The organism is Candidatus Eremiobacterota bacterium (assembly GCA_031082125.1).
Taxonomy (GTDB): domain Bacteria; phylum Vulcanimicrobiota; class CADAWZ01; order CADAWZ01; family Ess09-12; genus Ess09-12.
In genome coordinates, this window is the sequence record JAVHLM010000018.1 from 41,727 (window position 1) to 68,207 (window position 26,481).

Below are 26,481 nucleotides of genomic sequence, written 5' to 3' on the forward strand. Positions count from 1 at the left end.
AAGCTCTCTAATGTTAACTTTCATTGAACATTCTGCAAGACTGCGGCTTCCCATAATGCTGAATCCCGCCAGGATGCTCCGGCCAGGAAGAGAGAAAAAGTTCATTCATGAGGATAACTCCGGCATAGGATTCATTGCTGGAGCCTGATCTCCTTCACCCCGCCGAGGCCCTCAAGCTGAGCGCCCAGTTTTTCCCTGTCGCCCACGACGAGAATGGCAAGCCGGTCCGGATGGAGATATTTCCCGGCAGCCTTTTTCACCTCTTCGAGGGTCACTGCGTTGACCTTTGCAGTATAGGTCCTGTAATAATCACGGGGCATCGACCGGACCTCAAGTCCCATCATATCGTATCCCAGGGAATGGCTGTCCAGGTAGTGGGCAAAGCGGTTGACAAGGGACTCCTTTGCCCACCTGAGCTCCCCCTGGCTCGGGGGAGAGTTTTTCATGGCTTCAATCTCGCTCCTCATCATATCGATCACTTTCCTTGTCGAGGCTGCTTTTGTCTGGGCAAAACAGGTAAAGGCGCCTCCCTGGGCATAATCCATATTCAGGAGCGAGCTCACATCGTAAGCAAGCCCTTCGTCGCTCCGTATCTTCTTCATGAGGCGCGATCCAAAGCTGCCGCGGCCCAGGATGTAGTCCATAACCTCCAGGGCATAGCGGTCGCTGCTGTAGCGGTCCACTCCCTCGTGGCCGATAAGGATGATGCTCTGGCTCATATTTTTCTGCAGGTGATAGATCCCGCCGCTCTTTGAAAGCTCAAGCTGCTGAGCCGGCATCTTTCTGCCCTCGCCTGGCTTCCAGGCACCGAAGGTCTCCTCCAGAGTCTCAGTCATCCCGGCGGTGTTAAAATCGCCATCCACATAAAGCCAGGCATTGTCAGGCGTATACCTGGCCCTGTACCACTCCTCCACGTCGGCCCTTGTCATCTTCTGGACCTCGGGCCAGCAGGGATCATTAAACCATCCATAGGGATGATCGCCGAATAATATGGTGGAGAACTCTCTTCTGGCGGCATCGGAAGGATTATCATTCTTCCTGCGCTCATCCTCCCTCACCTGGCTTTTCCGCAGGTCGAGGCGGTCCTCCTGGAATGACGGCTCAGTCACTGCCTCGACAAAGAGAGGGTAGCCCTTGTCAAAGTTTCTCGAGAGAATGGAGAAGGCGACGTCCGTTCTTTCCGGCGAGTCGGGGTATGCCGAGAAGCTGGCCCCCAGCCGGTCCAGCGCCTCATCAAGGCTTTCAGCGCTTCTCTTTGCCGTTCCTCCCCCTCTCAGCATGGAGGTGGTAAGCCTGGCAATGCCCTTCTTGTCCTTGGTTTCATAAAGTGCACCGTCCTTGAAAATGAAATCCATGTCGATAAGGGGAAGGGAGTGATCTTCCCTGAGATAGACCACCAGGCCGTTTCCCAGCACAATTCTTTTGATCTCCTTCCCCACCTCGGGAAAATTCATCTTCAGGGGAGGGAGCTGAAGCCTTGCAACCCTCCGGGCACCAGGCGAAGAGCGCAGCACTGCCGCGGCTTTCTTTTTCTCCTTGCTCTCATGGGCCGTCTCTTTCGGCGACTGCTGCTTCACGGGGGGGGTGGCTTTTTCGGCCTGCCCAGGTTTTTCCCTGGTAAGGACCGCGACGGTCCTGTTTTTTTTCGTGAAGTACTTCCCCGCCGCCGCCATGATATCATCAGGTGTCACCTGCCTCAGGCGGGAGCGCTCGTCAAAATTCCGGAAATCGCCTGACCGGATAATCTCGCTGCCCAGCATATAAGCCACCCTGGAATTCTGCCTTAGGGAGTTGATGAAACCCATCTCCATGAGGTTCAGAACCTTTTCAAGCTCATATCCCTCGACGGAGGTCTTCTTCAATGCTTCAAGCTCTGCGGTGACGGCGTCTTCCACCTCCTGTGCTCCATGGGGCGCAAGAGGTGTCGACGATATCTCGAGAGCGGTGGCAAAGCGGTCCACATTGAAATATGAGTTCACCGACCGGGCGACCTTCTTCTCCATCACAAGGCTCTTTTGCAGCCGTGATGAGCGGCCCTGGGTGAGGAGACTGGAGATTACCTTGAGGACGTAATAATCCTTTGAGCCAATGGGGGGGCCGTGGAAGCCCATGATGAGCTCGGGGCTCGCATCGGCCTCGATGTCTATGCGCCGCTCCCCCCGCTGCTCCTTCTCAAGTATTACGCGCATATCTGGCTTTGCTCTCGAGGGAAGAGGCTCAAAATACTTTCTCATCAGACGCTCTGCATTTTTCGCGTCAATATCGCCGACGAGCGCCACAACGGCATTGCTGGGAGCATAGAGAGAGTGGTAAAAGGCTGCGGCGTCTTTTCGTCTTACCGTGGAGATATCAGATTCATAGCCGATGACAGGGTTCCTGTAAGGGCTGCTCGAGTAGAGCATGCTGTAGAATTCCTCCCAGAGGCAGGCCGATGGGGAGTTCTCGCGCATCCGCCGCTCCTCGTTCACCACATCGCGCTCAGAGTAGAACTCGCGTAACACCGATCCGCCGATGCGGTCGCTCTCTATGGCTGCCCAGAGCTCAAGCCTGTTGGCAGGAAGGGCAACAAGGTAGCAGACCACTTCTGAGTCTGTGAAGGCGTTGAAGTTCAGGCTGCCGTTCTCGCTGTAAATCCTCTGGAGCTCGTTGCTCACGATATACTTTCTTTGCATATCGAGAAGGGCTCTCATCTTATGCTGGCATGCCTGCATCTTAGCTTTGTCAGGCCTTCCATAGGCATTTCTCTCTTTTTCCTTCTCCCTGTACCACTGGTCAGCAAGAGCGTCAATCTCCTTCATAATGGGCTCCTCAGCCTTGTAATCCAGGGTGCCGAAATCCTTTGTCCCCTTGAACATCATGTGCTCAAGAAGGTGGGCGATGCCGGTGGAGCCGGGAACCTCCCTTATGGCACCGGCATCAAAAAACATGTAAGCCGAGAAGGCCGGTTTGACACGGCTCGGCACCACGATGAATCTCATGCCGTTTTTCAGCGTAAACTCCTTCACATCAAGCCTGATGTCCTCGGCACAGGCCCCGCAGGCGGCTGTAATCATTATAAAGGCAAGCGCTGCAATATATCTCTTCATTTCACACCTCACCTGAAAACGTTTCCCTCCATGTTCCGCAGCCCCGGCGGCGATTCCTGTAACAGCTCTGCAGCGCAGGTTTCCAGCAAGAATAATAATTTAACAAAGAATGCGCAAAATAGTTTCTTTTTCAGCTATTTTTCAAGGCTTTTTAATCTATCTTTCAGCGGGCCGCTTGAAAAGATGGTAAGACAGGAAATACATGGAGTACTGATATGAGCGACGAAATAGAACCGGTTGAATCGTGCGACGAGGCGGAGTCAAGCGACTCCTCCTACGACAATTCATATACCAGCAGCCCGTCTTCCGCCAGCCAGGCCCAGTCGGCTTCAGCGGCCGATGAGGCCGGTGATAAAACCTCTGATGCGGATGAGGTGAATGAAGCCGGGGCGGCACCTGCCTCCCAGGACAGCATATCCCTCTCGAAGGAAGTCTCCCGCAGAGACAGCGTGGATGCTCCAGCAGAGTCGGGCGAATCAAAGGAAAGCTCCTTCAGGAACGCCTGGTCATCGTGGGTTCTCGGCGACAGCAGCGGCGAAAAGAAGGATGCCGCCGCCGCAGATGAGAGCAAGGCCGAAGGCACTGAGGGGCAGGCGGAGGATCCCTCCAGGAGCGGTGAAGCAGAGAAAGCGGGAAACGACGACGGAACCGGCAAAAAAGCCGGCGAGACTGAAAAGGACGGGAAGTCGGGCGAAGCCAATGATGCCGACAAAGCCGAGAAGGCTCAGGAAGCTGAGCAGAAAAAGCTTGAAGACAACTACAAGGACCAGGTGATAGGCCTCATGAGGGAGATGGTAGGCCTTCTCCAGACCATGGTGCAGGCGATGGGCGGCGGCAGCGCCAGCAGCCCCGACAGCGTGAAGGCTGGCGGCGCCGTTGACAGCTCCTCAAAGTGGGGCGACCTCTTCAACTCGTGGGGACAGGGAGCCGAGGGGAACTGCGCGGCCGTGTCCACCATCAAGGCAGCCATGGACAAATACGGCGGCAATGTCTTCGACAAGGTGGAAGGCTCCGCTGCTGACGGCTACAACCTCACCATGAAAGACGGCACCAACCTGAAGCTCTCCCCCGAGGAGCTGCAGACGGCAGACCGCATGAGCAACTTCAAGGGTGAAGGCGAAGCCAAGGATTATGCCACCATGTGCTACGCCGCAATGGCAAAGAGAGCCCTCAACGAGGGCGACGAAGGGTCAAAATCTTATGAGCGCGCCCTTCACAGCATCAACAATGGAGATGACCCTTATCACAGCGCCCATCTCCTTGGCCTCGAAGACAATGTGCGCACTCTCTCCGAGTCTGAGCTCTCCCAGGCCGACGGGGCAGTGGCCTGGAGCGACACCCATGCGGTGTACGTGGACAGGGGCCTGACCGACGGCTACGGGAGCGCCAATTACTATAACGGGACCGACACGAACGGGAAGCGCCTCTATGGAGGGTTTGTCTTCGGTTAAAAACCAGGCGCTGGCGCAGTTTTCCGCTGCAGCCCCGTGCTATCAGGCTTAGTGACCACTTCCGTAAGAAACCTGGGTTTCCCGGGTTTTTTCGGTTTCATGGCAGGAGGTAAAAAGCCCTGCAGGATGAACTCATGGAAAGGGAGGTGGGACCGATGCCCCATAAAAGATTCCTTTTCCTTTCTTTTCTGTCTCTTTTCCTGGTCCTGCTCCTCTTGCTCATGCCTGAAGGCGCACCCTGCAAAGCTGACGCCGGGAGCGCCCCGCAGATCGTCCAGAAGGGCATGACCCTCCAATCGAGCGGCGAGATATGCGTGGTGGACTACTCTTATCCCCAGCTTGCGGGTCTCAAGGACAGAAAGCTCCAGGCCAAAATGAACACCATGCTCAAGGATTTTTTTTACCCCGGGAACCTTGATGAGAAGGAAAAGGAGTTCATGAGGCTTCCAAGGAACAGGGACAAATCATCATGGACAGAGATTCGGGACTACTCGGCCGAGATCATCAAAGGCGCCATCCTGAGCGTCCATTACAGCAGCATAGGCTACCTCAAGGCCGCGGCCCATCCCACGAAGCTCTATGCAGCCCTCACAATTGACCTTGCCAAGGGAGGCACCATAACCCTCAAAAGCCTGTTCCGCAAAGGGGCGCCTTACCGGGACAGGCTCAGTGCCGCTGCGAAAAAGGAGTTCAGGGAGGGGATTGAGCCTCTTGAGAAATGGAACGAGAAGGATTTTTTCCTCACAGATGACTCGCTCATTCTCTTCAATCTCACTGACAGCTATGTGTCACAGGGAATCCACGCTCCCATAAAATACAGCGAAATGGCAGACATCCTGAGCCCCGAAGGTCCCCTCAGGAGCTTCGCAGAGCCGTCAAAGCCGTAAAAAGCCTTTCTCTGGTGACTCCACGTAAATATCCCAGCAACGGTAAAGAAGATCGCCCGGCCGGCAGCGCTCTCTTCCGTCAGACCTGATGGACCGGCTTTTCTCGCCGGCAGCCTGGTGCCGCTCTGAAAGACTCTCGACCCGCCCTTGCTCTTTTTTCAGTTCCGCCTGCTGTGCCGACATTGCCTTCCACCGCCTTCCTGCCTGATAGGTAAAGTATAGCAGGGCGCTGTTTCAAGCCTTTTGCCGAATTGTTAAGAGAGCCGGCATTTATGTAACAATTGGGGGACAGGCTGTCAATATTTGCAAATCGGCAGCAAATCTCTGCAGCCGCTTATTTTTTCCTGGTCCATACCCCCACGGCCACTACGGCGTCCTTGGCCGTCACGTGGCGGTACACGACCTCGAGAGTGTTTTTGTCAATTATGGTCCCGTCCAGAAAGCCATCCTCGTCGGCATAATACATCTTCTTATTGTCTCTGCCGATGATGGCGATGAATTTCTCGGTGGCCCTCGGTGACTTGAAGGTGCCGTGGAGCACCCTGCCCTGCTGCTTTTCAATGGTTATCTCAGCGCTCAGGGTGCCGAATGGCTCGGTATAATGGGTCTTGGCGCCGGGCTTTTCACCTTTCACCATAACACCGCCCTCTGCCTTGGCGGTCCACGTGCCTACCAGGTTCGGGATTTCCTGGGCTGCGAAGCAGGCCGCCGCGCTGAAGAGGAACATTACCAGAAGAGCGCTCCAGAGGATTCTTTTCATGATCACAACACTTCCTTTCATATATGATATTGGCATGTGAGCAAAGGGTACTGCTCCGGAATATTATAGCATGTTCTGTGAGGTTATGTACCGGTGAGAGGAAAAAACTATAAGCCCCTCTATGCTCCACGGCAGACCCGCGATTGGCCCCATCGGGAAAAATCGCACGATCTTATAAGTCAATGCGGCCACTTGACAAGAGAGAGAGTATTCTATAAAATGAAGCTGAGCAGGATCAACAAAAGATGGTCACTATGGAAGCTATAAACCGATCCCCCATTTCTTGCACAAAAAAGCCCTCAAATATAATTACCTCTTCTCTTGCCGAGAGGAAAGAAAAACCCTCAGCTCCATCGCTTCTTCATGACGAGGTGCACCTGGGCCATAATCCTGATATGCCGCAGGCGAAGCGACTCTCTTTCAAGCCCTGTTCGGCTCTTAAATCTCTCCTGGGCCCTTCCCTGGCCAGACTCTCGATCATAGGCTTCGGCCTTCTCTGTGAGTTTGGCTCCATTGCCGCTCAACCCCTCAGTAATGGCAATCTCCCCGGGGGAGCAGGGAATGAAAATATAAAAGACAGGATAGAAACGGTTGTTGAGAAGCCTGAGACTGTCTATGACAGCATCGCGGGAAAAACAATCGCGAAGTGCGCCTCCACTGCTGCAAAGAAGCTGCATACCACAGGATATTGCTACCGGGGAGTAAAAGCAGCTCTTCAAAAATCGGGAATCACCCTCACAGGGAAATTTGCCTATCAGGGCGCCACTCAACTGGCAGCGCAGGATTCCTTCAAAGAGATCCCCGTCAGCGTGAAGGATCTGCAATCGCTGCAGCCCGGCTCCGTGGTGGTCTGGAGCAAGTCCAGGGAGCACCCTTACGGGCACATCTCCATTGCTCTCGGAGACGGCAGGGAAGCAAGCGATCACATTGAAAAACAGATGACAGAGCGGGGTCACTCCACCTTCAGAGTATTTATTCCTGTGAAAGATGCTCCCCTGGAGAGGGAGCCTGCGCTTGATTACCTGATTGCCCTGACGCCTCATGTGAGCGTGCAGGCCTCACGTTAGCTCCGGAGCCGCCGGCGGCGGATTAAAATGCCAGCTCTATGCAGTACACCACGGGGTTGAGCTTCCGGGCCGCGGGATCTGACGAAGAAAGGGTCCCTTCCTTTTCGATCCCAAGCTTTTCTTCCCCGGTAAGCTTGCCATAGCCCTTCGCATGCATGGGTGATGCAAAGATGACCTTCACGCGGGGCATCGATCTGGTGAGCTTTCCCCCGCCCCAGTCAAGGATCTCCCCGCTGCGCTCTCCCTCGAAGGACTGGAACCGGAAGGCTTTACCGTTGAGCTTTTCCAGGGTGGCGAGGGTGGTGCCGAGGGTGATGCCCTCCCTGGTGTGCCAGACCGACTCAAGCCCCCTGACGCTCATTGTCTTGATGCGCCTTTTTTCACCGAAGATGATGGTGATTCGCTTCTTCGGCTCCATCATGAAGATCGTGGCCGAGGGGAGGCCGCCCATCTCCCCCTCGCCGAACTCCTCAGGCTTCACGAGCTTTTCAATGGCGGGAGCGCCGAGCGATGCCTTATAAGGACCGAAGCCTTCGCCGGGCAGGATGACATAAGTATCGGGTACGGCCTGCAGGGTGCCGCAAAGCAGCAGCAGAAGAAAAACCAGGCATCTTTTCATGGAATCCTCCAGAGGACATTTCCCCATCTTTTCGGTGAGCTTCGGCTCCACTCCTTTCATCCGCCTGACCCTGCCCTTCCCGGAAATATCCCTGACAGCACATTGAACAATAAATCCTGAGCACAGGATATGACATCATAGTACTCAGAAGTAAAATGGGTGCCAGTATGGAACTATATCCGGCAAGGAGGAATGATGGGAGACCTCTGGGCAGCCATCGCCGTCATGACGGCTCTGAGCGCAGGGATATTTCTGCTGTGCAGGCGTGCCGCTTCGGGACTGACGGGGCGGCAGAGAACCGGCAGCATTGCATTTCTTCTTTTCATGGTCATTGCTTTTCTCGTGTACGCAAGAGACTGCCTGCTGGCAGCCCTGCTTCTGCCATGGAGCAATGTGATGGTCTATGCAGACTGGACTCCGCTCTTTGCCGCGGCAATGGCTGGCTGCGCATGGTACAGCGTCGGTGAGGCACCATGGCAGAGAGCCCTCTGGCTTGGTCCCCTGGCATTGATGGCACTCTGGCTCTCATTCGGCCACCTTTTCGAAGGACCGCCCGCCTGCAGGGACCGCTGGGATGAAGGGATATGCAGGCAGACATCGCCGGTGACCTGCGCTGCCGCCGCCGCGGCGACACTCCTCCGGCACCGCGGCATCGAAGCCACCGAGAGCGAGATGGCAAGGCTCTGCCTCACGGGGAAGAGAGGCACCTTGAGACTGGGAGTATACCGGGGACTGGTCCTCAAGACCGCCCGCACCCCATGGAAAATCGAGATTTTTTATGGGAACGGAAAAAGGCTCCGTGAAGCCGGGAGCGACCCCTCTCTCCTCTTCCTTGGATTGAGGAGGGGCCAGAGGGCAGATCCCCTTTACTCGAGGGAATGGGGCTGGACGCCTGGCCTCCAGCATTCAGTGGTGCTCTTCGGCTTCTTCGGAGAAAACAGGATCGAAGTCGGTGATCCCTCATATGGCATGGAGCAGTGGTCCGACGAGGCCCTTGATACCCTTTGGGACGGGGTGGCTCTCCGCCTGGTGAGGCGCTGAGAGGCCTCATGGAGGCAGGTCCTTGAAGATCCATCGCTGGTCTGTTATAATGTGAGTCGTCGCCAATTTTGCCCGAGAGGGCCTCCAAGGCAGAGATCCCGGCCCATGCACTGAATCAATGACACATTACAGAGTCACACCTCCTCCCGCCATAGGCGGGAAACGCCACTTCCTCTTCACGTGGCCTTACCTGCTGGCTCTTGGCGGGTTCTTCCTTATCTCCACGGGAGGCCAGTTTTTCATCCTTTACCCCCTGGAGCTCAAGGAGATGGGCAGAAACGACATGCAAATCGGCTTCCTCATGGGCCTCACCTCCCTCGCGGCCTTCGCGGGGCGCCCTTTCTTCGGAGGATGGATAGACAGGAAGGGCAGGAAGCTTTTCATCATAATCGGTTCCTTCACCTCGGGAGCGCTCATTCTGCTCTATCCCTGGCTTCAGGCCTCGTTCTTTTCACTCTCCCTTCTCAGGGTGGTCCACGGCCTTTTCTTCGCCCTTTTCTTCACGGCCATCTGGACCTGGATCGCCGACTACGTGCCACAGGACCGCCTCGCTGAGGGGATTGGCATTTTCGGCATCGCCGGTCTCTCCTCCAACGCCACCGGCCCCCTGGCGGGGGAATACATGATGCGGCTCGCGAACGGCAACAGCGCATTGTTTTTCGGGGGCGCCTCGCTGCTTGTGCTGCTGGGAAGCCTGTGCACACTCTTTCTCCCCGCGGGAAATCACCACCCCGGCAAGGCACAGAGCGGGTTTTTCGGTCTTCTCAGGCGCCCCGAAGTGCTGGCCGTCGTGTTCATCGCCGCCGTGTTCGGGGCCTCCATTGGAGCCATTCACAACTTTGCCGCGCCGTACCTCAAAAGCGCGGGCCTCGGGAGCGCTTCGTCATTTTTTCCCTATTACGCCGCCGGCGCCATTCTCTCCAGGCTCGTGGCGGGGAGAGCAGCAGACCGCTTCGGCCGGGTCACCGTCATAATCCCCGGCATCTTTTTCCAGGCCCTGGGCCAGCTTGCCCTTGCGGCCCCCTGGCACATCCCCCAGGCAATAGGCTTCTTCCTGGGCTGCGGCCACGGCATTGTGTACCCCGCGATGAACGCCCTCATGTTCGAGCGCGCCGGGACCGGCGACAGGGGCTCCGGCAATGCCCTCTTCACTGCCGCTGCCGATGCCGGCTCCTTCGTCGGCTCCTTTCTCTGCGGGGCAATCGCGAGCGGTTCGGGCTATGCGGCCATGTATATTTTTTCCGGCATTGCGGCCCTGGCGGGTCTCGGGCTGTACCGGGTGATGGAGACATGGAAAAGCAGAGCCGGGGCACCAAAGAATGAGGAGCCGGCTGATTGATACAAGCCCGATCCCTCATGGCACCTGACTTGAATGCTCCGTTACTGGCTCTTTTTCAGAGTCTTCATCTTTCCCTCGAGCTCCTTCTCGCTCCGCGGCGTGTAATTGGGGCCGTAAAGCTTCCTGAGCATCCTGATGGTCTCCTCGGGGGTGAGGCCCGTGTTCTGCTGGTGACGCTTCCAGAATGAATCCCACCAGTCCGGGGGCTCGAACTTGTCGCCGTCATACTCGGTGGGACGCCCTGTTTTGCCGCCTGTCACGAGGCTCCCCACGTAATCTGCCTCTTTGTAAACCTTGTTGATCTGGCTCGCTATATCGCTGATATCTTTTTCAGAAACCACGCCGTTGCTTGTGGCCTTGTAGAACTGCACGGTGACCCTCACGGGGAACTTTTCATCACGCTCTATGGAAAGGTCGGCCAGCTCGGTGAAAGGCCCCTCAATCTTGCCATGGCCTATGACGGCCTCTTCCACGTCGCTGCGGGAGCAGGTCGCTTTGCAGGGAGCACCAGGGGCCCCGCTGCTGCATTCCTGCCCTTTAAATCGCATGGGATTCTTCTGTTTGAGAGGCACCTGGACAAGGAGCACCATGTTGAGGCCTCCCTGGCCTGCTGCTTCGGCGCTCTTCCCCGTTGCTTTCTGCGTGCCCCGCTCTTCCTTGTAATCACTCAGGCGTGTCCCTGTGAGGGAGGCGCGCTCCCCCTTCTGGTTGAAGAAGAGGCGCTGCCCCCAGGTCATCCCCGCGGCAAAGCCGTCGCGCTTGTTGTCAATGACGGTGGCGCTTGTGCCCTCGCGGGTGCAGAGGATGGTAAGAACAGCCGGATCGCCTTCATAAGACTGGTAATTGAAAAGAACGGGATTAAACTCTGCAATCCCCTTTTTGGGCACGGGGAGGAAACAGGCCTGGGCGCTCACCAGCACGTGGGTATCGCGGGAAGGAGCGAAAAGAGACTGGCCCTTCCCCTTCCATGATTTGGAATCAGTGAGATACTGCCTGATGTTCTTGAGAAAATTCGAGAGGGTGACCTTTTTCAGCGGGAGCCCCTTCTGGTTTCCCACGAGGAGGTAGAAGCTGTCGGGCGATATGTCGCCGCTCTTGTCTTCAAAATTGGGGTACCTGATGACAGGCATGCAGGTGAGCTGGTACTGCTGCGTCGAGGGATCCTGCTGCTGCACCTGGATGGTCATGTCGCTGATATTTGGGCCCACGGACGAGCCCTTGTAGCGTCCCGTGTCCTCCCACGTGACATTCAGGATCTGGAGGCCATGGCGCTGGGCAAGCTTCTGGGCTTCACCATTGCCTACCATCGAGGCGCACTGCTGGATGACTGACTGGTAGGCCTTGTAGTCCTTTTCGGCCGGGGCGGTCGTCGATGACGGCTTCTGCCCCGCCGGGACCGCTTGAGCGGCGAGAAGCATAAGAAGTGTGAGCATGAGTATTCTTTTCATGGAAAGCTCCTTTCATAACTCTATAACCTGATAGTAGCCCTGGGAAAAATTTTATTCCCCTCCCCCGGCCCCCTCCTTCCCCTGAAGGATGCCATCTCCTGCCATGGAATCTTATATTTCATGAAAAAAGTATTTATCATCGCCGCAGCTTTCCTCCTGCTCCTCTCAGCCTGTGACGCTTCCCTTGAGGCAAGTCCCCTCTCCCCATCTCTCAAGCCCGTTCCCCCTGAGAGGCTCAGCGGCAGCCGCCTTTCACTCGGTACATACTCAATTGCCTCACCGGGTGCAGGCTGGAAGTGGTACTATGTGAAAAAAGCCAAACAGAGCAGTGGAGTGAATGCACCCGAGGAACCTACAAATGATGAGCTGGCGCCCGGAGAAATCTATGTCGCCGTGAACACACGGAATGATGATTATCTGGTGTTCATGATGGTCCGGCACCCTTCATCGCAGGACTTTACCAATGCAGAACGATTTATTTACAAATACATGGTGCTATCCCAGAACGTGCTCTATGAGAAGCCTTCCGAGTTCAGGAGCTTTCTCTCTTCCCGATCATGGGCTCAGATACCCTACAGAGAGGGCTCCACCCGGTTTGAAGGCGCGATCATCAAAGCAGAAGATAGGAGCCGGAAGGTTTATTGCACCGCAGGCTACTGGAGTGTCGCCATGGGCAGGATGGTATTCATCATGGGCGCCTTCACTGATCCGTCACGGCTCCCCGAAGTTGATGCCTTTGCAAGGTCATTCACCGACATGGAGATACTGGCCTGGGAATCATGCACCGGATTCTGCATCGGCACCATCGTGGCAGTGATACTGGTTCTTGTCGCCTGGCGCCTGTATACCCTCTTGAGAAGGAAAAAGCCTCCTGAAGGCGCGTAGCTTCTGGAGCGGCCCCATCTCTTCCTGTTACAGCTTCATCCCTTTCTTTTCCAGCTCCTCCCTTATCACGAAGGCATTCCTGGGCCTTCTCCTCGGGTCCTCCTCAAGGCAGCGGGCGATGAGCTTTTCAAGCCAGGGCGGCACTTCCCTGTTGAATTTCCTGAGAGGGGGGAAATTGAAGACAAAGCGCTGGGGGTCCTCGTCGGTGAGGAGCGCATAGAGCGTGGCGCCCAGGGCATAGATGTCGGTGAGATGGGTGGTCTGCTTCTTGCCATACTGCTCCGGGGCGGCAAAACCGGGCGTTCCCATTATAAAGGTGTCTTTAAGCTTGAAGTCGCAGAAAAACCTTGCAATCCCGAAATCTATGAGCTTGACTGCCCCGTCGGTGGAGACCACCAGGTGGGCGGGCTGGAGGTTCTTGTGGACAATGGGCGTCTCCCTGTTGTGTAGGTAGTGGAGGGTCCTTGCAATATGGCGTCCCCAGTGAATGACCTCTTTGACAGGGAAAGGCCTGCCGCGGAGCTTTTTCATCACCTCGAGGGTCTCACCATCGATATACTCCATCACGAGGTAATGCCAGGAGCCCAGCGAGAGGCCCTCGGTAAAGCGCGGTATCCCCGCTTCCTCAAGGGAGCCCAGTATTCTCAGCTCGCGGACAAAGTGATCCTTGGCCAGGTTCTTCTCTTCGCCTTCAGGCATGCCGCTCCATATTTCCTTGATGGCGCGGCGGTTTTTTGCCGCCTTCTCCTCGGCGAGATAGACAGTGCTTCTCTCGCTCTGCGAGAGCACGCCGATGACTTCGTACTTTTTCCCTACGGAATCGCCTTTTTTGAGATTTGCCTCTGCCATGCCCTTCCCCCTCTCATGTGCTCGAAAATGAAATCCGGACCTTGAAAGAATTCTTGAAGGGATTGATGATATTCCTTTCAGGAAAGGCAGAATCCCGGCTCACGGCTCCGCTCCAGAGCCGTACAGGAAATCACCCTCACTGCATCGAATCATGACTGTTGTGCCCTGCAAGGTGCATTGCAGGCACAAGAAGGAGGATATCATGAAACATTTCGCATTCATTACTGTCCTTCTGCTGTTTTTTTTTCAATGCAGGGCGGTCTTCAGCCAGAGCCCCGAGTTCCCCCCCGATCCCGCAGGCAGGAAAGTGATTGACCGTGACTGCCTTCGCATGAACCCCGGCAACAAGCTCCTTGCCTTCTATGCCGTCATGTACAACACGGAAAAGGTGACCGTAATTGACATTTATCGCGGAGCTGACGGCACGAAGCATGTAGAATGGAAAAAGCTCCTCTCCTGGAAGCTCATGTTCCAGGGCTCGCCCATCCTGCTCCGTGAGCCTTCACTGGTGAGGATCATCTCCCGCGACGACGAGGAAGTGATATTTTACTTCATAGATGACCTGAAATACCGGGAGGCCAAGGTCCATCTCGAGAAGGTCTACCATATCTCGACAGGGGCCTTCTCCGAGAACTGGAGCGACTGAAATAAGACCTGCACTCACAAGGGGGGAATCATGGGAGAAGAGACAAAAGGTGCTTTAATAGAGCTCTCCACCGGGCGGCTCGAGGGCTCGGGCCGCGAGATGATTGCCTATGGCATCAACCATACGGGCCAGATGATCGGCGCCACTGCCCAGGCAGTGATGGTGGCCGCGGGGGTCGAGGTCCAGGACGCAGCCCGGGAGCAGCTTTCAAAGACAGACAGGAAACTCGGAACGGTGGTAGTGACACCTTCCTTCGGCCTTGAATCCACGGGAGTGAAGTGGATCGCCCACGTGGTTTCGACTCCGAAGCACACGCCGGAATCGCCGGGATGGCTTGTGCCGGCCATGGGCCGCATCCTGGATGAAGCATTGAGGCTCCAGGTTCCGGCTGTGGCCCTCTGTGCCCTTGGCACGGCGGGAGGCATCGCCCACGAGACGGCGGCGCAGCTTCTTGTTGACGTGGTAAAGGCCAGGCATATCGAAAGGAAGGGCGGGTCTTTTCCCCAGGTGGTCTTCTGCCTTCCCGACGCGCGGGTTCACGAGGCCTTTGCCCGCCGCCTCAGGCGCTGATATCTCAAAAACCGGCGCAAGTCTGCCGGGAGGGAATGAGCCCATGGCGGTGAATTTCATCACAGAAAGAGCATGCTCAAGGGTGTACCAGACGGTATCATTATACTCAAGAGCATATATGACAGAGATAAAGCAGGAGTGACCATGAGCAGAAATAAACCGCTTACTGCCATTGAGAGGCCCTTAAGGGTAAAGAGACGAAAGGCCTTCACCCTCATAGAGCTGATGATCGTGGTGGCCATCATCGCCATCGTTTCGGCCATACTCATCCCCAACTTTCTCAGGGCCAGGGCAAGGGCCATGAAATCCAGCATTGACCTTGAGACCTCCAAGGTTGCCCAGAAGGCCGCCCACCCTCCCGGCGAAGAGCTGAAAAGGCCCCAGGACGGCATTTTCCCTGTAACAGAATCAGCCGATATCTCCATAAAAATCGCATCAAGCCACAAGAGAATCGGCATGGATGTCTATACCCGCTATGAAGCCCGCTACAAGGGCAGCTTCATCCTCTCTACACCGCAGGAGACCGGTAAAAGGGTAATACTGGACTTCAGGTTTCCCGAGTATACCACGGAAGCCCGGGACGTCTCCCTGAAGCTCTCATCGAACGGCACCGAGTATGAGCCTGACAACGTCATCTATGACGGGCAGGGCATATTCTGGGCAGGCAGGCCCATAGGCAAAGACCCGGGCACTGCCGATGGAAAAGGACCTTCAAATACCGAGGCGAACAAGCCTTCTGAGCTTTCATGGACTGCTCCCGTCACGGCCGATGTGACCTTTGTCTCCCAGGGAAGGGACAGCTTCAGGTATATGCTCCCCCCCTCAAACAGGGTCAAGGCCATATCCATCACGCTTGATATGGAAGGAAATCCTTCGTTCTCCATACCTGACTACGCCCTCCAGCCCACCGCCATGGCAGGGAACACCATTACATGGAAATTTGACAACCTTGTCACCTACCGCCCCATCGTGATTGAGCTCCCCGCGGCCCAGAGCCCCATCGGGAGGGTGCTCCTTCTCTGCAAGCTCGTGGCCCTGGCGGTGTTCCTTTTCGGCGCGGGCTTCTGGTATCTTGCCGAGCTTTACCAGCCCGGCGGCCTGCACCGCTTCAGGTGGGCCCACTTCCTGCTTCTGGCCCTCACCTACTCGCTGTTCTTCATCATATTTGCCGTCCTGGGCTTCAGGGGCGACGTCTCAACGATGAACGCCATGCTCCTTGCAGCGGCGCTCTCACTTCCATTCCTCGTGTTCCATGTCTCATGGATAATAGACATAAGGTTCGCCCTCACCAGGACTCTGCCCCTCGCCATATTTACCCTGGGCCTGGCAGTCAACGGCGTTTACGGCGGCCCGCTCAGGGATTATTTCTATATCGCCTCTGCCCTGCTCATTGTGGGCTTTGCCACGTTTACCCTGAAAAAGCTGCTGGCAAACAGGGAAAAATGGACAGAGACCCTCGAGGGGAACGTGGAGGAGGATCTCAAAAAGCTCGGCGAGGACATTGCCAGGGCCAGGGAGCTTGACAGGAAAGCAGGGGAGCTGACGGCGGGGATAAGGCATGGCCGTTCCCCCGAGCTTGAAAAAGAACTGGCCGAGAGCAGGAAGCAGCTCAAATCTTCTCTCGACGAATATGACAAGCTCCCGGTGGAGCTCTCCAGAATGAGAGGGGTAAAGGATTTTTACAGCCGCCAGGACATGCGTACCAGTATCGAAAACAGGATTAACGCCTGCAGGAGCTCCCTGCCTTTTTCAATTGAGTCCGTCGAGGAGGATATAAACTCCCTGGCCTCGGATAGGGGAGCAAAGGGGGAAAAGCCGGCTCCTGGAGGAGGCATCCACTGCATGCAGTGCGGGCAAAGCGGCGAGGATACGCCCTACTGCCCCTACTGCGGGACCGTGCGCCCCACGATCATCGCATGCAGGAACTGTGGAGAAAATATAAGGCTGCCCCTTCATCTCATGGAGGGGCATGCCCTTCCGCCGTCGGTCTGCTGCCCTGCATGCGGCACCGAGAATCTGCTGGCGGGCGGGGAAACACCTGAGGGAGCTCCCTGAAAATTTCCGGCAGGAAGGACCGCCGCAGGTCCCGGAGAATACTTTTACCATTTCGTGAATCTACAGAAAGAGGGCTTGCGATGCAGACTGGCACTTTCTCATGCATCATGGGATTTGTAATAGGCTTTTTCCTTTTCATCATGGCATGGAATGGTATAAAAAAGCTGAAGAAGAGCACTCCCCGGGTTGCTTCAGAAGAGGTACCGCAGGAGCCGAAAATCCAGGAGTCACCTTTCTGCGGGCAGTGCGGGGCGGCGATGAAAAAGGGCGATGCCTTCTGCGGTTCCTGCGGGGCCTCCGTGAAATGACCCCGGAACTCTTGAGGGCATGCCGAACAGCATGAAAAGAAATTAGAGGACAAAGAAAATATTAAGAGAATTAACGACAGCACCTGTAACAAAAATTTTACTCACTTTCTGCCAGCATATCAAAAAAGGGGATAATCCATGTTTGACACCGGGGAACACGAAAGAAGAAGAAAACAGGCTGAAAGTCTCGTCAGAAAGACCATCTTCCTGAATGACCAGCTGAAAAGCCAGGGAGCCCGATTCCGGGTCGAGGACGAAGGCTGCCCGCCCAAGGTGATAAGGGGCGACATCGCCACGCTGATGAAGAAAAACTCGGGGCAGAGCTATAATAAGGGCGAGATAATTCTCTTCCGGAGCCAGGGAAAAGTGAAGTACGCCAAGGTGAGGAAGATGAGATACGGCAGAAGGATTGATGATGTCTCGCTGATGGTGGAAATGCCCTCTTCCGAGTACATAGAGGCCGTCCCGGGAAGCCAGGTCATAGGAATGATCGTTACCGTTGAAAGAGAAGGCAAATCCCTGTCGGTACGCCCCAATTTCCTGGAGAACCTCTTTGACTGGTCATTCAAAAAGTCGGCTCCCCAGAAGCCCTTGGTGAGAATGACGACGAAAATCCTCTCTCCGGCGGAAACGGTTGAGGAAGAAGCCATCAATATCTCCTCATCGCAGGAAGCGGCTCTCCCCGAGGCACTGCTCCCTTCCCCCGCTGCTGATCCGGTTAAAGGCGCGCCGCTGATGACTATAAGTGTTGATAACAACACCCTCCTTGCCGACGGTAAAAGCAAGTGCTTCATCAAGGTCTGCGCGATGGACAAGTCCGGGAAGCCCCTTTCAGGGAACATCTCCTTCTCGCTCAGGGATGAAAACGGGCGCCTCAAAGATGAGGCGGGGCAGCTGGTAAACGGCGAGTTCACCAACTGCTACACTGCCGGCACCGACGTGGGAACGCAGGTGATCTCGGCAGTGCTTGAAGAGGCCCCCGGCGATCCCCAGAAAGTCTCCGTCAAGCTGATAAAAATAAACAAGCTGGACCTGGAATCAGATAAAAAAGAGTTCTCCCACGGCGATACATCGGGCATCATCATCAAGGCATCGCTTTTTTACAGCAACGGGAACCCTGCCGCCGGGGAGGCCATCAAGTTCAGGATCATTGAAGGCGACGGCACCATCGATCCCATTGCAAAGACCTCTGAGCAGGGAGGCGCCACTGCAACCTATCAGCCGGGCAAACATTCAGGCAAGGTGACCATAAAAGGCGAATCAGCAACAACGCCGGGTGTTTCCAGGATTATTGAGTTCGAGCACCTGTCAGTGTAAGACTTACGGACTGGCCAGAGCCTTTTTTACCTCTCCAAGCACGTACCGCATGAATTCATCGGGATGGTGCTGTTTCCCAGGTTCCCGCACGGCCATTTCATTCCAGCGCTTTACCATGGCATGATAGGCGCGGTAATCACTGTCCATTGCTTCTATGGCCTTTCTGAAATTCTCCTTCTCCGCATCACCGGGCTCCCACCGTGAGGGGCAGAAGACTTTCTCGATGTGGCGCAGCTTACCCTTGACAAGCTCAAAGGGGTACCCTCTGCAGACATTGGGGCGGAATGGGTGAATGGCGCACTTTCCTCTCTCTTCAGATTTTTCAAGAAATGTGCATGCGCCTTTCTCCTCGCTGGTGAGGCTCATCTTGAGCCACAGGTCTTCCCCGAGGGTGAAATGATAGTCCCTGCCCCCCTCCTCCACATCGCTGTAAAGGTTCACGAACTTTGAAGGGTGAAGTCCGGTGTGCTCCACGATCCGGTAGAGATCAAATCCATTGATGAACACGGTGTAATTCTCACAGCAGTTCGTGGTGCAGGAAGCGCAGATATCTTTCATAGGCGGGGCTCCTTTTTCACCTATTATACCATAGTGTGATGCTTATAATAAAACAAGAAGCCGCCCAGAGAGGGCGGCCCGGGGAAGGCCTGGAGCGTTGTGCTCCTTATTCGGAATCTCCGCCTCCGCCGCTCTGCGGTGGCTTGGGAGGCTTGGGGGGCTTCTGGCCCTGGGTCTGGCTTGTGCCGCCGTTCTTCAGATTATCAAGAAAATCCTTGTAATTGTCCCACTTCGAGCCGTAACCGCCTGAGCCGATTCCTGATATTGCATCCATTTTTGTTGCCTCCTTTGTTTTGCTTCTTATTCCCTGCATTCTCATGATACCAGGGCTCCCTCACAGGATCTCCAAAAAAAGCTCATAAAAAAATAAAAGAGGTTAAAAAAAGGTAAATTTCATTTCCCTATTTTCACTGCATGAAGACATTCTTGTCGGGAGGAAAATAGGAGAATACATCAGTCAGCCTGTTGGTGGTGATTTCGCGGTAAATATATGACTGGGAGGCGAGGGTAAAGGACTTGTCTTTCAATGAATAGAGAAAGGTTCCCTCCTTGCTCATGTAATCGCGGGGCACTTCTTTGAGATAGCCCGGGCAGAGATCTTCAAGCCGCGGCGGGTAGGATCCCCTGTCACTTTTATAAGCCTGGAGGGCCGCCAATATCTTGAGTGCGGAGATCCTGGTGAGAATGAACTTCTTATGGGCAAGGGCGCGGGTGACATTGGGATAATAGATGGAGCAGAGTATCGCTCCCTTTTTTTGGAGAGCCGCGAGATCGGCAGTGAGGTTCAGGCCAAGATCGGCAGGCATGGAAAGAGTTTCAAAGCAGGGACGGTACTTGATAGAGAGGTTCATATAAAGCTTCTTCTCGCGCAAGATAATGATCTTGAGCTTTTCAGGGCGGATATTCACGGGAAACTGCTGCGCCCTCGCTGTCTGGCCTGTCATCCAGTAATCAAAATTGTTTATAGTCCTGGTGTATTCCTCATCCATGGCGTCGAGGAAATTGCCGTCTGCGGCAGGGAGGCTCTCGAGCCGGGCAATTATATCCTTGTAACAACTGCTTTTCATGCCGCCCCCGGCAAGCAGGCAATGAAGAGGCACGTCTCCGATAGCCTGAATGGCCACCGATATCATCTGCGTGATGAGATTGCCGCTCATGGCAAGCTTTGCCCCGAATTGTATGTCGAGAATGTAGCATTTCACCGCCGTTTCAGGATTTTTCTGCATTTCCTGGTAGAGACCGTAAGTGGCGAGGCTTTGAGCCAGTGCTCTCAAGGCAAGGTAATTGCTCACCGGGCCGTTCAAGCCGTAATCTCCCCGTGACGGGATGATGAATGAAGGCTTTTCGAGAGTCTTTTCAATCCCGGGAAGAACCTGGGAGAAATCCTTCAAGGCCTTCTCAGTCTTCTCCCTTTTCTTTCCAAGGCTCTTCCCGATATCTCGGGGAATGCCTTCACAGACCTTTGACAGGCTCAGGTAAGGCTCCTTTAGCTTTTCCGGGGCATTTTTCTCACAGAAAGGGGCAAAATCATAGTAGCCATTCTTATCCGCAGGGATGTTATCCTCATTCTGGAGCCTTTTCATTGTCACCCGCAGGATCTCCTCGCACCGTGCCCTGTCCGTGAGTCTCACATCAAGGAAAAAGTAGAATACCATCACGGAGATTCCCACGATGGCGCAGAGCACTGCCATTACTATCGTGACAATCTTTGCAGCTCTCGATGAGCCTTCCTGCTCCTTGCCGGGAACTCCCGGTTCATCCTCCTGCTCCATTGCGATTCCTCCCTGCTCATCCCCATCGGGGCTTTCCTCAATTCCATTCGATTCATCTTTTCCAATACCTTTATGGCATATATGGCTGAAATGGCAGGCCTGTCGGCCCTGCCGGGAAATTAACGCTCTCCCGGAAAGAATTAACTTTCTATTCAGTATTTTGAGCTTTTCTTGAGCTCCCCTTGTGTTTTTTTTGAGGACCGGCCGTTACAATGAAACCATAGCACGCAGTTGAAGGAGGAAGAAAAAAATGGACTTGTTAGGCAGCATTGGATCAATCGGTTCGGCAGGCTCGTCAATAATTCAGCTTCTGCAGTCACTGGCATCACAGGGCAGCAGCGACTCCCAGCAGGCGCCGCCCCCTCCGCCTCCGCAGGAGAGCTCTGACTCAAGCTCCTATTACAGCCCCACGGACTCCTTCGAGTCTGATGATGACTCGCTGGAAGACCAGATGGCCCAGGACGCCAAGGGCCCCAAGCCGGAACTCAACAAGACTGACGATGGCCCTGCGGGACCGGAAGGTGATGCCCCCGGCGAAGGACCCGGCGGCGGCGGTCCTGGCGGACCCGGCGGTCCCGGCGCACCGCCTCCTGGAGCTCCCGGAAGCGGCGGGCCCCAGAAGCCCGGTGATCCCACCTAGCCCACTAACAAAAAGAAGGGCCGTTGATGGACAGCGGCCCTCTTTTATTTTGCCGGCTCCTGTATGACTACGCCCTTGCTCCGCTGGTAGTAGATTGATTTCATGCCGTACTGGTAAGGCCTTGGGCAGGAGATGATATAGTCCTTGGTGCTCTGGAGGCGCTGATAGTTGAAATACCTCCCCGAAAGGGGGCAGCGCAGGCTGTTTTTGAACTCGTTCACATCGGCTTTCTTGACGTATTTGAGGAACTCGTCAGTGTAAAACTCGCCTGATGTCGGATACTTCCCCTTGTGGGCGTTCGCCCAGAGCTCCACGGCATTGGCCAGTGCCTTGATGCTCTTCGATATGGTGACCACGTCGTCATTTTCAGAGGCGGCAGGAACAGGCGAAAAGAGCGAAGACGACACCAGGACTGAAATAAGCACTATCATGACAAAGATTTTTCTCATTGATTTCTCCCCTCCTTTATTGAGCACCGCCAGTCTTCCCCGGATTGGAGGCGCTTTATCAGTTTTAGTTCTTAGCAGAAGTGAAAGATCCTGCCATCAGCGCCAAGGGGATAATGAGGGACCGGCGTTCTTCGGGAGAAAAAATCCTGAAGCCCGCTGCCTCAATGAGGAGATTCATGAGGAGAAACCTTTCCCACTTCCCGAGGAGGGGCATGAAGGCCTCCCTCCTTGCGGTTCCGGCAAAGACCTGGAGCCTTCCGTCCCTGAGGGCTGCCACATAATAGAAGCCTTCTCCCTCACCGGCCTTTTCAGGCTTAAAAACCACTGCCTTCTCATAGCCCCGGGACCTGACCCAGGGAAGGGCTTCCCGCAAGGGCAGGAAGACTATGGAAAAAAGCGTCTTTCTGGAAGCGACGAGATACAGGAGGCCGGGAGGCGCCTCTGAGGGAAGGAGCTCACCGGATCCCGCGGAGCTTTTCCCATGGCTCATGGTGAAATCCCCGGCAGGATGCTCTTTCATGTGCCTGCTGAAAGAGAATGGTGGCAGCGGCATCTCCGACACGGTGAAACCTTGAATCCCGGCTTTCTCGAGGTCACCAAGCGAGAGGGGCTTCTCAGGAAAGCCATAGAGCTTCTCCCGCTCCGCATACCAGGAAATATAGCAGGGACACACTGTTTCATCAGGGACCTCTCCCCTGGCAAAGAGGGCCCTTGCCGCGGAGGAGCTCAGCTCCGGGATATCGACGTCAAAGAACCTTACCTTTCCCCTGGCCTCAAGGTCCTTCACCCCGGCGGTAATCACTTCGGAATAGCCCTTCCTCCGGAATACGGCAACAATCCTGTTCTCTCCGGCGGAAGGGAGCCTTCCGCTCTCCCTCATCCTGTTGAAGGAATCGGTGCCACAGAGATGAAAAAAAGCATTTCCCTCTTCGCCTTCAAGCTCTCTGATTCTGGAAATGAGTACCGTGAGGTATTCAGTGCCCCCCGCCATGTAAGCCCTGGGGAACTCCTCCCTGCCAGGGAGGCAGAGTGCCTTGTGCCTCATGACAACCAGCTCCATCATTTCATAGCGCTGCGCAAAGGAGGATGCATTGGGCTTGTGAGAGGGCTCGTAATTCGGAAGCATGTAAAGCCTGTCAAGGTCAAGGAGCTCGACGGCCTTGAGGGACAGGGCAATATGGCCCTGGTGGGGGGGATCAAAGGTTCCCGAGTAGAAGCCGATATTTTTCGCAAGTGCCCGGGAAGGGGCTGCCGCGGTAAGAAAAAGCCCCGCGATTGCAGCAATGATAATAAAGCGCTTCAATGGAAGGCACTTCTCCTTTCTCATTCTCAGAATGTCACAGCCGTGCCGGGAAGGAGGGCTTTTATCTTCTTTTTCTCCTCGCTTGAGAGAGGATTCTTTATAAGGTGGAACGTCCTGAGGCCTGTGAGCTTTCCAAGGCTCCCGGGAAGGGCGGTGAGCCTGTTCTGATCAAGTGCGAGGAACTGCAGCTTTGAGAGTCCGCCAATCTCCTCTGGAAGGGTGGTGAGCCCATTCCCTCCCAGGTACAGGAATTCAAGCCTTCCAAGCTTCCCTATCTCTCTTGGCAGCGCCTTGATCTTGTTGCCCCGCAGGTCAAGCGAGGTAAGGCTGGAAAGGTCACCTATCTCGGGAGGGATGCCTTCGAGCCTGTTCCACATAAGCTCGAGGGCCTGGAGCTTCTTCAGCCTGCCGATCGCCGGGGGCACGGCCTGGAAATGGTTTCCCGTGAGGTAGAGGGTCTGGATTGAAGGAAGCCTCGTTATCACTGAAGGGAATGGCGTCATCTGGTTATGCTCAAGCCAGAGTGTGTGGAGGCTCTTCATCTTCTCGAAATCATCAGGCAGCTTTTTCAGCCTGTTATGGCGGAAGCTCAGGTCCTCGAGTGCGGCAAGCTTCCCGAACCCGTCCGGCAGCTCTGTAAGGTTGTTCCTGTCAAGAGAGAGAACTTTCAGACGCGCAAGGCTGAAAAGCTCGGGAGATATTCTGGTGATGCTGTTGCCGCTAAGGTCAAGGTTTTCAAGATTCACAAGCTTTCCTATCTCCGGAGGGACGGCCTTGAGATCCTGGTAGCTGAGATCGAGCTCCTTGACGCTCTCAGGGTTCTTCAGGGCCTTCGCAAGAGGCGGGGGAAGAGTCCCCTCCCTGCCTGGTACTTCAAGAGAGCCGGCCAGAAAGGCACAGGCCAGAATTCCCGCTATAATAAGAATTTTCCAGTTCATAGGGCACCTTTTCCTTATCCCTTGTCTACTCGGGTGGGAAGGCGTCGCGGGGAGCGATATCCCTCACTTCCTCCTGCCTCACCCATCCCCCGTATTTGCCTTTGTCTATGACAGTAGTCACCCTGCACCAGCCGTCCCTTATCTCCTTCATCCTCAGCACTTCGTCCTTGTTGGTGGTGATATCGCGTGTGGCAGTCCTGCTGGGTGCGCGCATTATATCCACCTTCCCCCGGGCTATCTGGAAGTAGGGGAGGCTCCTGGGGAGGGGTATGTCAAAAGCGATGACAGGCTCGCTGAAGACAAGATCAAGGGCTTCACCTTTCTTATGGGGGATGGCATAATAGAAGAGGCCGAAATCATTGAGGGCCACGTCGTGGAATTCACCCTTCATTTCGCCGTTGAACATCCCCTGCACAGTGCCGTCATCGCGGCTGTAAAAGAGCATGAACTGGTATCTCCTGGCGTCCTGGCCTCCCTGGACCCGGTATTCTTCGTATTCCCATTTCTTTTCATAAGAGCCCATCCTCAGCGTACCTGGCTTGACATACTCAATGGTGACGGCCCTTCCATTTCCCGACAGCAGCATCATCCCCGCCGTCGAGAGCTCATTTTCCCTTGCCTTGTCCTCGACGGTGATACCGGCAGTGACGCTCGATGCAGGCGGGTAGAAGACACTGGAGAGCAGCCCTGTCCTCTCATTGCGGTCGTCATTGCCGACGCCGAATATGGCAAGCTCATCGCCCTGCGGCTTCACGAAAATCCCGGAATTGATATTCATCCGCTCCCAGAGGTCCTGATCGCCGAGGATTACCTGGGGCCTGGCGTAATCAAAAGTGCGCTCCTTCATCGTTTTCCATGCCGCCGCCTGCCACGCCGGTGCTTCCAAGGCGGCGGTGCCGGCGGTGCTAGTTTTGCTGGTCGCTACCGGCGCGGAGTGCGGATAGAAAAACACCACGGCAGAAAGAGCAATGGCGCATGCTGCCGGCACAAGCACAAAAGGCAGAAGCGTAAGCTCCCTTGGCATCTCGTAAGAGAGGGGGAGCTCCAGAGTCCCCCAGTTGGTCTCAAGGGTGACTGCTCCCTTGTAAATGCCGCGCGGGAGGCTGCCTGCCATGAAAAAGAGGCTCACGCATGTGAGGTGGCGGTGCTCCCGCGCCTCAAAGAACTCGAGGGCTGTCGAGCCCCGCGGCGCCCTGTCATCGGGGCGGTATTCAAAACGCTTCACCTTGAGGGGGAGACCCTCATCGGTTATTGGCTTCATTATACGGAGCTCTATATACTGCTCCTCGTATTCCCTGATCCTCCCGAGGCGAATCTCCCTGAGGCTCTCGCCTTCGCGCTCCACGGCGAGGCTTCCAAAGTCCGGCATCTCAAGTGCCTTGATGACGGTCTCAAGGCTGTAAAGGCGGTTCTCAGGCTCCAGGGCCAGGCAGAGGGCCAGGACGAGCTCAAGTGTTGATGAATATTCGGGCTTCATCTCCCTGAGGGGGATGAGGGAGTCAAATTTCTTTCTCTCCAGGGCCTTGGGAAGGATTATCCCCGTGAGGAGGTAATAAAATACCGCGCCAAAGGCATAGACCTCTGAGCGGGGGCTTATATAGCCCTCGAGAGGAGTGAAGGGGCTGTCGTCCCCCGGGAAAAGGACTTCCTGCCAGCGCTCACCCTGGCCGGGATTGAGGATCCTTGCCTTTTGAAGGTCTACGAGGTGGAGATCGCCCCGCCCGTCTACTATCAGGTTCTGCGGGGCCAGGTTATGGTAGAGGAGCTTTGCGATCCTGTGGGTATTGAGGTAGATGAGGGCCCCGGCGGCCTCTTTCATCCACTTGATGACCAGAGACTCCGAGAGGGCCTCCTGCTGCTCCACAAGGTATTTGAAATCCTTGCCCTGCTGGTAGCTGAGCACGATGTAATAGGCCTGGCTGTCTTCGCTGAAGGAGACAAACCTGGAGAAGGCCGGGTGCTTGGTCTCCTTGTGGATCTTCGCCTCGAGGATCACCTGCTTTTCCAGCGCGGCACAGTAAGTATCAAACGCCGCCTCCTGCGAGAACCCGCCGAAGCGCTTCCTGAGGTCTGCGTCATCATTGAAGGCTGCCCGGAGGGCTTCCTCCTTCCCCCCGGAGAAGAGCTCCTTCACCCTGGAGTGGGTGGGTTTCCTGATGACGCGCAGCACGTAGAAAGTCCCGCTCTTCGCTCCCACCACGCGGTAGGTAAGGCTCTCCCTGCCCCCGAGGAGGTCAAGCACATTGTATTTAATGCCGTTCAGTTCTATGGATTTTCCCTGGGCTATCATGGAAACCCTCCGAAGAGATATTATTCCACGGCGCCCATTTTCCTTTTTCCGGGGACTTTTCGCTGGTTTTCCGCAGAGAGAAGCCAGGGCATTCTCCCGGCAGACAGAAATGGCCTGTGTTCCGATACACCTGTAGAGGCAATTTGCAGATGTTTACTGAAGAGGAGAATAGCCGCTGGCAAAAGTTAACATTTATTTTACAT

Annotated in this window: 25 protein-coding genes; 12 read left to right on the forward strand and 13 right to left on the reverse strand. The window is 55.4% G+C overall.

Annotated features, from left to right (window positions below; translation table 11 throughout):
• Positions 1-131 precede the first annotated feature (131 nt).
• Positions 132-3,086, reverse strand: a complete 2,955-nt coding sequence (locus tag RDV48_18900; GenBank protein ID MDQ7824875.1) for a pitrilysin family protein — start codon at positions 3,084-3,086, stop codon at positions 132-134.
• A 215-nt stretch (positions 3,087-3,301) separates the two neighbouring features.
• Between RDV48_18900 and RDV48_18905 the strand changes: the two genes are divergently transcribed.
• Together RDV48_18905 and RDV48_18910 are read left to right on the forward strand one after the other, a co-directional pair.
• Positions 3,302-4,537, forward strand: a complete 1,236-nt coding sequence (locus RDV48_18905) for a hypothetical protein (GenBank protein ID MDQ7824876.1) — start codon at positions 3,302-3,304, stop codon at positions 4,535-4,537.
• Between the two features lie 155 nt (positions 4,538-4,692).
• On the forward strand, positions 4,693-5,424 hold the full coding sequence (locus tag RDV48_18910; protein MDQ7824877.1) for a hypothetical protein: 732 nt from the start codon (positions 4,693-4,695) through the stop codon (positions 5,422-5,424).
• Here the strand turns inward: RDV48_18910 and RDV48_18915 are convergent.
• Together RDV48_18915 and RDV48_18920 are read right to left on the reverse strand one after the other, a co-directional pair.
• Positions 5,413-5,607: a hypothetical protein gene (locus RDV48_18915; GenBank protein ID MDQ7824878.1), complete on the reverse strand. Its 195-nt coding sequence runs from the start codon at positions 5,605-5,607 to the stop codon at positions 5,413-5,415. The genes RDV48_18910 and RDV48_18915 overlap by 12 nt on opposite strands.
• Before the next feature lie 151 nt (positions 5,608-5,758).
• Positions 5,759-6,184, reverse strand: coding sequence for a hypothetical protein (locus RDV48_18920; GenBank protein ID MDQ7824879.1), 426 nt, complete (start codon positions 6,182-6,184; stop codon positions 5,759-5,761).
• Between the two features lie 254 nt (positions 6,185-6,438).
• On the opposite strand from RDV48_18920, the gene RDV48_18925 reads away from it, so the two are divergent.
• Entirely contained in the window at positions 6,439-7,251 is an 813-nt protein-coding gene (locus RDV48_18925; protein MDQ7824880.1) for a hypothetical protein, read from the forward strand.
• A gap of 22 nt (positions 7,252-7,273) precedes the next feature.
• On the opposite strand, the gene RDV48_18930 is transcribed toward RDV48_18925, so the two are convergent.
• Complete coding sequence (locus tag RDV48_18930; protein MDQ7824881.1) at positions 7,274-7,870, reverse strand: hypothetical protein; 597 nt, start codon at positions 7,868-7,870, stop codon at positions 7,274-7,276.
• Positions 7,871-8,062: 192 nt separating this feature from the next.
• Here RDV48_18930 and RDV48_18935 point away from each other — a divergent pair, with 192 nt between their 5' ends.
• On the forward strand, positions 8,063-8,911 hold the full coding sequence (locus RDV48_18935) for a hypothetical protein (GenBank protein ID MDQ7824882.1): 849 nt from the start codon (positions 8,063-8,065) through the stop codon (positions 8,909-8,911).
• Positions 8,912-9,029: 118 nt separating this feature from the next.
• Complete coding sequence (locus RDV48_18940; protein ID MDQ7824883.1) at positions 9,030-10,250, forward strand: MFS transporter; 1,221 nt, start codon at positions 9,030-9,032, stop codon at positions 10,248-10,250.
• A gap of 41 nt (positions 10,251-10,291) precedes the next feature.
• Here the strand turns inward: RDV48_18940 and RDV48_18945 are convergent, their stop codons facing one another.
• Positions 10,292-11,698, reverse strand: a complete 1,407-nt coding sequence (locus RDV48_18945; protein MDQ7824884.1) for a hypothetical protein — start codon at positions 11,696-11,698, stop codon at positions 10,292-10,294.
• Positions 11,699-11,818: 120 nt separating this feature from the next.
• Between RDV48_18945 and RDV48_18950 the strand changes: the two genes are divergently transcribed.
• Positions 11,819-12,583, forward strand: coding sequence for a hypothetical protein (locus tag RDV48_18950; protein ID MDQ7824885.1), 765 nt, complete (start codon positions 11,819-11,821; stop codon positions 12,581-12,583).
• A 27-nt stretch (positions 12,584-12,610) separates the two neighbouring features.
• Here the strand turns inward: RDV48_18950 and RDV48_18955 are convergent, their stop codons facing one another.
• Positions 12,611-13,432, reverse strand: a complete 822-nt coding sequence (locus RDV48_18955; protein ID MDQ7824886.1) for a serine/threonine-protein kinase — start codon at positions 13,430-13,432, stop codon at positions 12,611-12,613.
• 202 nt (positions 13,433-13,634) lie between these two features.
• Here RDV48_18955 and RDV48_18960 point away from each other — a divergent pair, with 202 nt between their 5' ends.
• The 5 genes from RDV48_18960 to RDV48_18980 all read left to right on the forward strand — a co-directional run bounded on the left by RDV48_18960 (position 13,635) and on the right by RDV48_18980 (position 18,328).
• Positions 13,635-14,078 (forward strand): hypothetical protein, encoded by a 444-nt coding sequence (locus RDV48_18960; GenBank protein MDQ7824887.1) that lies wholly within the window; start codon positions 13,635-13,637, stop codon positions 14,076-14,078.
• Between the two features lie 30 nt (positions 14,079-14,108).
• Positions 14,109-14,648, forward strand: a complete 540-nt coding sequence (locus tag RDV48_18965; protein MDQ7824888.1) for a macro domain-containing protein — start codon at positions 14,109-14,111, stop codon at positions 14,646-14,648.
• 144 nt (positions 14,649-14,792) lie between these two features.
• Positions 14,793-16,703 carry a prepilin-type N-terminal cleavage/methylation domain-containing protein gene (locus RDV48_18970; GenBank protein ID MDQ7824889.1) on the forward strand — a complete coding sequence of 637 codons (1,911 nt, stop codon included), beginning with the start codon at positions 14,793-14,795 and terminating at the stop codon, positions 16,701-16,703.
• Between the two features lie 80 nt (positions 16,704-16,783).
• A complete protein-coding gene (locus RDV48_18975) occupies positions 16,784-17,011 on the forward strand; it encodes a hypothetical protein (GenBank protein ID MDQ7824890.1) in 228 nt (75 codons plus the stop codon).
• 138 nt (positions 17,012-17,149) lie between these two features.
• Positions 17,150-18,328 (forward strand): Ig-like domain-containing protein, encoded by a 1,179-nt coding sequence (locus tag RDV48_18980; protein ID MDQ7824891.1) that lies wholly within the window; start codon positions 17,150-17,152, stop codon positions 18,326-18,328.
• Between the two features lie 3 nt (positions 18,329-18,331).
• Here RDV48_18980 and RDV48_18985 read toward each other — a convergent pair whose 3' ends face one another.
• From RDV48_18985 to RDV48_18995, 3 genes are all read right to left on the reverse strand, one after another.
• The gene (locus RDV48_18985; GenBank protein ID MDQ7824892.1) at positions 18,332-18,886 is read right to left on the reverse strand and encodes a YkgJ family cysteine cluster protein; all 555 of its coding nucleotides are present in this window, start codon (positions 18,884-18,886) and stop codon (positions 18,332-18,334) included.
• A 106-nt stretch (positions 18,887-18,992) separates the two neighbouring features.
• Positions 18,993-19,160: a hypothetical protein gene (locus RDV48_18990; protein MDQ7824893.1), complete on the reverse strand. Its 168-nt coding sequence runs from the start codon at positions 19,158-19,160 to the stop codon at positions 18,993-18,995.
• 133 nt (positions 19,161-19,293) lie between these two features.
• Entirely contained in the window at positions 19,294-20,658 is a 1,365-nt protein-coding gene (locus RDV48_18995; protein MDQ7824894.1) for a hypothetical protein, read from the reverse strand.
• 250 nt (positions 20,659-20,908) lie between these two features.
• On the opposite strand from RDV48_18995, the gene RDV48_19000 reads away from it, so the two are divergent.
• A complete protein-coding gene (locus RDV48_19000; GenBank protein MDQ7824895.1) occupies positions 20,909-21,298 on the forward strand; it encodes a hypothetical protein in 390 nt (129 codons plus the stop codon).
• Positions 21,299-21,342: 44 nt separating this feature from the next.
• Here the strand turns inward: RDV48_19000 and RDV48_19005 are convergent, their stop codons facing one another.
• The 4 genes from RDV48_19005 to RDV48_19020 form a co-directional block, all read right to left on the reverse strand.
• The gene (locus RDV48_19005; GenBank protein MDQ7824896.1) at positions 21,343-21,747 is read right to left on the reverse strand and encodes a hypothetical protein; all 405 of its coding nucleotides are present in this window, start codon (positions 21,745-21,747) and stop codon (positions 21,343-21,345) included.
• 64 nt (positions 21,748-21,811) lie between these two features.
• A complete protein-coding gene (locus RDV48_19010) occupies positions 21,812-23,050 on the reverse strand; it encodes a nicotinate-nicotinamide nucleotide adenylyltransferase (protein MDQ7824897.1) in 1,239 nt (412 codons plus the stop codon).
• 26 nt (positions 23,051-23,076) lie between these two features.
• Complete coding sequence (locus tag RDV48_19015) at positions 23,077-23,988, reverse strand: leucine-rich repeat domain-containing protein (GenBank protein ID MDQ7824898.1); 912 nt, start codon at positions 23,986-23,988, stop codon at positions 23,077-23,079.
• 25 nt (positions 23,989-24,013) lie between these two features.
• Positions 24,014-26,278 (reverse strand): protein kinase, encoded by a 2,265-nt coding sequence (locus RDV48_19020; protein MDQ7824899.1) that lies wholly within the window; start codon positions 26,276-26,278, stop codon positions 24,014-24,016.
• Positions 26,279-26,481: the final 203 nt, after the last annotated feature.

Coding starts and splice junctions, on each gene's coding strand:
- RDV48_18995 (MDQ7824894.1), bottom strand. CDS start 20,658: ATGGAGCAGGAGGATGAACCGGGAGTTCCCGGCAAGGAGCAGGAAGGC.
- RDV48_18930 (MDQ7824881.1), bottom strand. CDS start 7,870: ATGAAAAGATGCCTGGTTTTTCTTCTGCTGCTGCTTTGCGGCACCCTG.
- RDV48_18915 (MDQ7824878.1), bottom strand. CDS start 5,607: ATGTCGGCACAGCAGGCGGAACTGAAAAAAGAGCAAGGGCGGGTCGAG.
- RDV48_18910 (MDQ7824877.1), top strand. CDS start 4,693: ATGCCCCATAAAAGATTCCTTTTCCTTTCTTTTCTGTCTCTTTTCCTG.
- RDV48_18965 (MDQ7824888.1), top strand. CDS start 14,109: ATGGGAGAAGAGACAAAAGGTGCTTTAATAGAGCTCTCCACCGGGCGG.
- RDV48_19005 (MDQ7824896.1), bottom strand. CDS start 21,747: ATGAGAAAAATCTTTGTCATGATAGTGCTTATTTCAGTCCTGGTGTCG.
- RDV48_18975 (MDQ7824890.1), top strand. CDS start 16,784: ATGCAGACTGGCACTTTCTCATGCATCATGGGATTTGTAATAGGCTTT.
- RDV48_18900 (MDQ7824875.1), bottom strand. CDS start 3,086: ATGAAGAGATATATTGCAGCGCTTGCCTTTATAATGATTACAGCCGCC.
- RDV48_18925 (MDQ7824880.1), top strand. CDS start 6,439: ATGGAAGCTATAAACCGATCCCCCATTTCTTGCACAAAAAAGCCCTCA.
- RDV48_19015 (MDQ7824898.1), bottom strand. CDS start 23,988: ATGAACTGGAAAATTCTTATTATAGCGGGAATTCTGGCCTGTGCCTTT.
- RDV48_18950 (MDQ7824885.1), top strand. CDS start 11,819: ATGAAAAAAGTATTTATCATCGCCGCAGCTTTCCTCCTGCTCCTCTCA.
- RDV48_18970 (MDQ7824889.1), top strand. CDS start 14,793: ATGAGCAGAAATAAACCGCTTACTGCCATTGAGAGGCCCTTAAGGGTA.
- RDV48_18955 (MDQ7824886.1), bottom strand. CDS start 13,432: ATGGCAGAGGCAAATCTCAAAAAAGGCGATTCCGTAGGGAAAAAGTAC.
- RDV48_18905 (MDQ7824876.1), top strand. CDS start 3,302: ATGAGCGACGAAATAGAACCGGTTGAATCGTGCGACGAGGCGGAGTCA.
- RDV48_19020 (MDQ7824899.1), bottom strand. CDS start 26,278: ATGATAGCCCAGGGAAAATCCATAGAACTGAACGGCATTAAATACAAT.
- RDV48_18990 (MDQ7824893.1), bottom strand. CDS start 19,160: ATGGATGCAATATCAGGAATCGGCTCAGGCGGTTACGGCTCGAAGTGG.
- RDV48_18920 (MDQ7824879.1), bottom strand. CDS start 6,184: ATGAAAAGAATCCTCTGGAGCGCTCTTCTGGTAATGTTCCTCTTCAGC.
- RDV48_18985 (MDQ7824892.1), bottom strand. CDS start 18,886: ATGAAAGATATCTGCGCTTCCTGCACCACGAACTGCTGTGAGAATTAC.
- RDV48_18980 (MDQ7824891.1), top strand. CDS start 17,150: ATGTTTGACACCGGGGAACACGAAAGAAGAAGAAAACAGGCTGAAAGT.
- RDV48_18960 (MDQ7824887.1), top strand. CDS start 13,635: ATGAAACATTTCGCATTCATTACTGTCCTTCTGCTGTTTTTTTTTCAA.
- RDV48_18945 (MDQ7824884.1), bottom strand. CDS start 11,698: ATGAAAAGAATACTCATGCTCACACTTCTTATGCTTCTCGCCGCTCAA.
- RDV48_18935 (MDQ7824882.1), top strand. CDS start 8,063: ATGATGGGAGACCTCTGGGCAGCCATCGCCGTCATGACGGCTCTGAGC.
- RDV48_18940 (MDQ7824883.1), top strand. CDS start 9,030: ATGACACATTACAGAGTCACACCTCCTCCCGCCATAGGCGGGAAACGC.
- RDV48_19000 (MDQ7824895.1), top strand. CDS start 20,909: ATGGACTTGTTAGGCAGCATTGGATCAATCGGTTCGGCAGGCTCGTCA.